Source organism: Bradyrhizobium rifense (genome assembly GCF_008123425.1).
Lineage (GTDB): Bacteria > Pseudomonadota > Alphaproteobacteria > Rhizobiales > Xanthobacteraceae > Bradyrhizobium > Bradyrhizobium rifense.
The window spans coordinates 172,675-179,567 of sequence record NZ_VSSS01000057.1; the positions used below are offsets into that span (position 1 = coordinate 172,675).

Here is a 6,893-nt window from a genome sequence, read left to right on the forward strand (position 1 = left end):
GAGAGGAATTGCGATGAAGCGGACTTCAGTCCCCGATAGCGCGCAAATTTTGATCCTCGCGGCGCTCGCCTTCCTGCTCTTCACCTCACCGACGAATGCGCAGAACGCAATCAGCTACCGAGGAATCTGCGATGCGTCCGCGGCCGCGCCTCTGGATCAGGATCATTTCATCGTCGCGGACGACGAGCATAACACGCTGCAGATATATCGACGCGACCTGCCCGATCCGGTCTCGGCGGTCCCCGTGTGGCAGTTTCTCGGCACCGACGAAGACAAGGAGTCCGATCTGGAGGGATCAGCGGTCGTCGGATCGCGGATCTACTGGATTTCGTCGCACGGGACCAACAAGAACGGCAAGGTTCAGGAGCGCCGCCGACGGTTCTTCGCCACGGAAATCGTGGGCGGGCGGGTTCCGACGGTGACGCCGGTCGGAAAGCCCTACGGTCTGTTGGTCGACGATCTCGCGAAACTCCCCAGCCTTGCGAAATACAGGCTGGCGGACGCTGCGAAGCTTCCGCCGAAATCTCCGGGCGGACTGAGCATCGAAGGTCTAGCCTCGACAGCCGATGGGGGGCTTCTCATCGGATTCCGCAATCCAGTGCCGGGCGGAAAGGCGTTGATCGTACCGCTCCAAAATCCCGGGTCTGTGGTTCAGGGTTCGCGTGCATCTCTCGGCGCTCCCATCGAGATCGATCTCAAGGGTCAGGGAATAAGGAGTCTCGAAAGGGACGGCGACGGCTATCTGATCGTTGCAGGCCCGATCGACGGCAGTGGTGTTTCGAAACTCTATAGATGGTCAGGTCGAACGGCCGATGACCCGACCCCGGTCGCTGGAACCGACTTCTCCGGCTTCAACCCGGAAGCGCTGTTTCTCGTTCCGAACCGTTCGGAACTGCAGATATTGAGCGATGACGGAAAAACGGATGGCGAAAAATGCAGCGAGAAGAAATTCAGAAGCATGATCGTCGCAAAGTGATTTGGATCGCCCCCAAGCCCCTCGTTCCTGGCGCGCGGAAGTTCTGTCTTAGACGTTCGAGGATTGCGTTACATTTTGAAGGTAGGTCACGATGAAAGCCCCACCGAGAATAGCAGACGCTGCGAGGAAGCGGATCACCGACGCCATCGCACAGATACGCCATTCCGTGAGCGCAATCGAATCGGGAAGGCCTGGCGACGCAGAATACGAGAACTCACGAAAGGTGCAGGTGCTGCAGGCCCGAACTGGCGTATCCCTGGACGAGGCTGCCCGCGTCGTCGCGAGACCCGACGAGGGAGCCGAGCGCATCTGGGGAAAGACGGTCGATTTCGTCGACGTCGCCTTCTTTGAGCGCGGCCGCCGAGCGGCGCGGGCAGTCGCACGCATCGTCACGAAGGACGGTGCTCCGCTCGGAACAGGCTTTCTGATTTCGCCCCGCCTTATGATGACGAACAACCATGTCATCGGATCGGAAGCCGAGGCCGCAGCCCTAGTCGCAGAGTTCGAATACGAGCGCGATGTAGGCGGCAGAATGCTCGCCCCAACGACCTACGAGTTCGAACCGACCAGCTGCTTCGTCACCAACAGTCAAGACGATCTGGACTACACGGTGGTTGCGCTCGGCCGGCGAATTTCCGGAGCCACGGAGCTTGCGGCGCTGGGATATCTTCCCGTGAGCGCTGCCCGCAACAAGCATCAGCTCGGAGACTTCGTCAATATCATCCAACATCCCGACGGCCGACCCAAGGAAGCGGTCATTCGCGAGAACCAACTGGTGGCCAGGAGTGGTACGACGCTGGATTATATTGCTGACACCGAGCCCGGGTCCTCGGGGTCGCCTGTACTCAACGTTCAGTTCGCGCTCGTAGCCCTGCATCATTGGGGTACGCCACACCGCGAACTGACAGACGAGAACGGCAAGACGATTCCCAAGACGGTCAATGAAGGAATCCGAGCCAGTTCCATCTCCTCCGACCTTACCACTTTGCGGACTTCGCTTCAGTCGGGGCCAAGGTCGCTGATCGACGAGGCATTGCAACTCGGATTGTCCAGTGATGCGCCCGCCGCGAGCGCACAAACGGCTGGCGAGGCATCGGCGCGGGTGCAATCGACGCCGATGGTCGCCCATGTCCATGACGGTGTGGCGACCTGGAACATTCCACTGTCGGTCTCGATTAGGCTCGGCGATGCGCCATCAGCGCAAATGGTTTCAGCGGCGGCATCCGCGCCGGGGACCGGCGCGGCGGAGGCGCGCGTCGAACTCGATCCGGACTATTCCGACAGGGATGGTTACGATCCCGAATTCCTTCCTGGTGCCGAAGTTCCACTTCCCAAGCTATCGCGCGATCTCGCCAAGCTTGCCGCCAAAAACCTGAGGGTCGGCCGCAACGAGGATCCTTACGAACTGAAGTACCATCACTACAGCGTCATCATGAACGGAGCCCGAAAGCTTGCCTTCGTCTCGGCGGTCAACATCGATGGAGCGACATCGAAGGACTACGACCGCTCGACGGGCAAGATCACCGACCCAATGATGGGCATCGACGGAGACGACGCGTCCGAAGCATCCGAGCTATGGTTTCCCGAGCACCGCATCCGCGACGACGAGCAGACGCCGAGGGACTTCTACGAGGGGCAGACGACCTTCGATGCTCAGGGAAATCAGATACTCGACAAGCGAACGAGCGGGCATCGCAACCGGATGTTCCAGAAAGGCCATTTGACGCGTAGGCAGGATCCGTTGTGGGGTGACGACGAAAGTATCATCAAATTTGCCAACGCCGATACCTTCCATGTGACGAACTGCTCTCCGCAAGTAGGTTTCTTCAACATGGGAATATTCAAGCAGGGCACGAATGCGGAAATGCGAGCCGCCTCGGAGAAGCAAGCTGTCCATCCGGGTGGAAATCTCTATTGGCGAGCACTCGAAGAATTCGTGCTGACGAATGCCCGCGCCGAGCGCGAACGGGTCAGCGTCTTTACCGGGGCGGTGTTCGACGACGAGAACGACATCCCATGGGACCGCGGCCGGCAGGAGATGCGCGGCTTCAAGGCGCCTCGGCAATTCTGGAAACTGTTGCTGAGGGTCGAGAACAATGAACTTCAAGCCACCGCTTTGGTTGCGGACCAGTCACCCCTGATAGACTACGTTCCCGAGGCTCTGCTTCGTGGTGAGGCAGTTTCGAAGCCGTTGCCGTACGACAAGATCAAGAAATATCACTTCAGTGTTGCGGAACTCCAGAAAATCACCGGCCTTGCGTTCGGCGCCACCGTAATGAAGGCCGACACCTTTGGCGCCGGCGGCAGAAGCGCTTCCGGTCGCCGTGAGGTGCGCCGAATTGAGGACGTAGCGATCTTGCGGCCCCCACAGACCAAGAAGCGTCGAAAGTAGCCTGTCGAAAGTAGACTTAAGTTGGCCGCACGTTCACTTCAGCAAGCGGGTGATCTCGGCGAGTGAATCGCGATCGCCTAGAGTTTCGTAACGCTGCGAGGCCTCGTTGAGGAGTTTTCGCGCCTGCGCGTCATCAGTGCCAAGCAGGAGCCTCGCGAGCGTTTTGCGCGCGTATGCACCGTTTTCCAGATCGTCCGCTGAGACAATTGAGACCGCTCCTCTGAATGCCTCAATCGCGAGATCAGGCCTTTGAAGTCTGAGTTGAAGGTCGCCCAGGAATACGAGCCCTGCTACGTCGTTCGGAGTGCCGAGTGCGCTTATCGCCATCAAAAGGAGCCGCTGCGATGCATAGAGGTGACCCAAGGCAAATCGATGGGCCTGATCGGTCAACGGGATCTTCCCTATGCGCCTCTCGAAGTCGCCGACGGCCGTCCGACGGGTTGTTCCAAGCAGACGAAATCCGGACCCAGGCGCCCCCTCCTCCCTCGAACTGCGTCCGCCACCGCGGACCACGACTTGGTAGTCAGTTTCTGCTTTGAGGGTAGGTGCGGAAGTCGGATAAACATATTCAGTGCCGTTCAAAGCAGGCGAAGTCCATGTGAAGTTAGGACCCTCGATCGAGACTTGATAGGAACTGACACCTGCAGCAGCGGTCCACACCATCTTCGGCCGGCCGTCCATGAGGTCCGTGGCCCTAGGAGAGAGAAGTCTCGGAAAATCGGTTGAAGCCGCGCGGGCCGGGGCGACACGTGCGCCGTTCCAGCGCAGTTCGGGTTGGCCACCTGGGCGGCAGGGGACGCCCGCCGGCAAGTCACCCGTTGTGACGAGCGTCAGGTCGGCGCATAGGATTGATGCCTTACCACCGCCATCGGAGGCAAGGAAATCTCCGAGCCGAAGTACCATTCCCACTACCACCGGCGAGGTGCCCGTCCAGGCTTGTCGACGGACTACCACCTTGCCCTGCACCGCCACGACGAGGTTAGCCGCAAGTTCGTCTGCATGGCTGAGACCCGGTAGGTGGATAAGTAGCATGAGCGCCGCGAAGGCTTTGCGCATGATCATATTTGCCTGCAATTGGTTCCGAACGATCAAGGAAGGATTTCCGCGCCGGGATCTCCGTTAAGGACGAAGTTCGCCCAATCGTACGGAGACGGATGGTCGGCGCGGATGGCAGTTTGCGCGGCTTGCAATGCTTTCGCCTTCGACATTCCCGCGCGAAGATTTTCATAGAAACGCCTCATGAGGATTGCGCCCACCTCGTCATCGACGGTCCACAGCGAGGCCACGACCGTGCGGGCGCCCGCTGCCAGGAAAGCCCGGTTAATTCCAGCTACCTCGTCGCCCACGCTCCGACGTCCCAGTTGGGTGTCACATGCGCTGAGAGTGACAAGATCAACACCTATGATTGGAAGGCCCGGAATCTCATAGAGATTGACGATACCGTCCGATCGGTCGTCAGGTCCGAGTAGTAATCTCGAGAACGCAGGCTGAATTGGATTGAGCACACCGTGAGCCGCGATGTGCAATCGCGAGGCCGATGCCGCTGCGGCCCTGAAGGCCGTCGCGGTAGCCGCGGCACCAGTTAGGGCCGCGACACCGTAATCAGCAGCGATGTTCTCCGCCTCCGTCGCTGCGTACTCTAGGCGCGCTTGGCCCGCTCGACTGGATCGTGTCCCGTTGCGTGGTGTAGCTGGCGGTGGGTCACCGCGTTCACCGGCAAGAGCCGGGCAGGTCAGCTGGCGATCGCCGGAAGGCTGACGGTGGGATCATCGCTCAACGGCGCGATGGTTTCCAGCGTCATGTAGCGGGCGCGCTGGACGGCCCATTCATCGTTTTGCTCGAGCAGGATCGCGCCGATGAGGCGGACGATGGCGTCTTCATTGGGGAAGATGCCGACGACCTCGGTGCGGCGCTTGATCTCGCCGTTGAGGCGCTCGATCGGATTGGTCGAGTGCAGCTTGGTCCGGTGTTGCGGGGGGAACGTCATATAAGCACATCGGTCTCGGCCTCGTCGAGGAAGCCGGCAAGCTTGGGCAGCTTGGGGCGAAGCTGGTCGGCGACCTTGCGCCACTGCGCTGTTGCGGCCTCGGCATCGTCTTGGGCGAACGCGGTGGCGATGAAGGCAGAGACGACGCGCCGCCCGCTCTTGCCGGCATGGGCCAATGCATTGCGCATGAAGTGCACGCGGCAACGCTGCCAACTGGCGTTGAGCACCTTGGCGACGGTGGCCTTGATGCCCTCATGGGCGTCGGAGACGACCAACTTGACGCCACGCAAGCCCCGGCGGGCGAGCTTGCGCAGGAACGCCGTCCAGAACGTCTCGGCCTCGGAGGGACCAATGTCCATGCCGAGCACCTCGCGTCGGCCGTCGTTGTTGACGCCGACCGCGACAATCACCGCGACCGACACAATGCGCCCGTTCTGGCGCACCTTCACGTAGGTGGCGTCGATCCACAGATACGGCCAGTCGCCCTCGATCGGCCGGGCGAGGAACGCCTTCACCTTGTCGTCGATCTCCGCGCAGAGCCGGCTCACCTGGCTCTTGGAGATGCCGCTCATCCCCATCGCCTGGACGAGATCGTCGACCGAGCGGGTAGAGACGCCCTGCACATAGGCTTCCTGAACCACGGCGGTGAGTGCTTTCTCGGCCATCCGGCGCGGCTCCAGGAAACCCGGGAAGTAAGAGCCCTTGCGCAGCTTGGGAATGCGCAGTTCGACCGCGCCGGCGCGGGTCTCCCATATCCGGTCGCGGTAACCGTTGCGCTGGGCCAGACGCTCGGGGCTCTTCTCGCCGTAAGCCGCCCCGGTCTGGCTTTCGACCTCGAGCTCCATCAGCCTTTGGGCAGCAAAGCCGATCATCTCGCGCAACAGATCGGCATCAGGGGTCTTCTCCACGAGCGTGCGCAGGTTCATCATATCGTCGGTCATCGGTGGTTCCTCGGTTGCGTTGGCGTGTCGCAACCCGATCCTACCGGAGAACTGCCGGTGACCACCGCAAAGCCGCCCGCCCGCTACGGCGCTAGTTGAGGCGCGCGTCCGGGCGGCTTTGCTCTACCGAGCTACACCACCGCCGGGGACACGACCCTCGACTGTGGGCGAAAGCGGCAATCGGAACGATTCTCGGGCTACCCACAGAACCGGATAGCCCGAAAAGATCGGCGCTCGGCAAGTAGAATAGCGGTGTGCGCTCACCAAGGTATTTGGAACCGTCCGAGAGCGCGGCGAATGGCAAGTAGTGCAGAGGGCCGTGCGGGACGATGCCTATCTGGCTTGCTTCGCTCATGCCAAAGCGTTCGAGAGGACGCAAGAGCGTCTTGTAGAGGCTGAGCGACTCGGAAGAAGGAAATGAGGCGGTGTTGAAGTCTCTGAGGCGCGTCGTAGCCGCTTCAATTTCCTGTCGGCCGACATCAATGACGACGGCATTGAAGCGCTCAGACGTAAGCACGAACGCGACCGTCTTCTCCTTGGTGACAAAGAAGGAAAGGTGTCAATCGGCGTTGGACTGGGGCTCTGACTCATTTCTGA

Annotated in this window: 5 protein-coding genes and 1 pseudogene; 2 read left to right on the plus strand and 4 right to left on the minus strand. The window is 60.8% G+C overall.

Annotated features, from left to right (window positions below):
• Positions 1-49: 49 nt before the first annotated feature.
• Both FXB40_RS34165 and FXB40_RS34170 read left to right on the plus strand, forming a co-directional pair.
• Positions 50-976 (plus strand): DUF3616 domain-containing protein, encoded by a 927-nt coding sequence (locus tag FXB40_RS34165; RefSeq protein ID WP_187437335.1) that lies wholly within the window; start codon positions 50-52, stop codon positions 974-976.
• A 166-nt stretch (positions 977-1,142) separates the two neighbouring features.
• Positions 1,143-3,368 carry a DNA/RNA non-specific endonuclease gene (locus FXB40_RS34170; RefSeq protein ID WP_187437336.1) on the plus strand — a complete coding sequence of 742 codons (2,226 nt, stop codon included), beginning with the start codon at positions 1,143-1,145 and terminating at the stop codon, positions 3,366-3,368.
• 33 nt (positions 3,369-3,401) lie between these two features.
• Here the strand turns inward: FXB40_RS34170 and FXB40_RS34175 are convergent, their stop codons facing one another.
• The 4 genes and pseudogenes from FXB40_RS34175 to FXB40_RS50565 all read right to left on the minus strand — a co-directional run bounded on the left by FXB40_RS34175 (position 3,402) and on the right by FXB40_RS50565 (position 6,813).
• On the minus strand, positions 3,402-4,460 hold the full coding sequence (locus FXB40_RS34175; RefSeq protein ID WP_148776675.1) for a tetratricopeptide repeat protein: 1,059 nt from the start codon (positions 4,458-4,460) through the stop codon (positions 3,402-3,404).
• Entirely contained in the window at positions 4,457-5,104 is a 648-nt protein-coding gene (locus FXB40_RS34180) for a CHAT domain-containing protein (RefSeq protein WP_148776676.1), read from the minus strand. The genes FXB40_RS34175 and FXB40_RS34180 overlap by 4 nt, the downstream gene beginning before the upstream one ends.
• Positions 5,101-6,296, minus strand: a pseudogene (locus FXB40_RS34185) (IS256 family transposase). Before FXB40_RS34185 ends, FXB40_RS34180 begins: the two are co-directional and overlap by 4 nt.
• Before the next feature lie 91 nt (positions 6,297-6,387).
• Positions 6,388-6,813 carry a CHAT domain-containing protein gene (locus FXB40_RS50565; RefSeq protein WP_148776677.1) on the minus strand — a complete coding sequence of 142 codons (426 nt, stop codon included), beginning with the start codon at positions 6,811-6,813 and terminating at the stop codon, positions 6,388-6,390.
• Positions 6,814-6,893 lie beyond the last annotated feature (80 nt).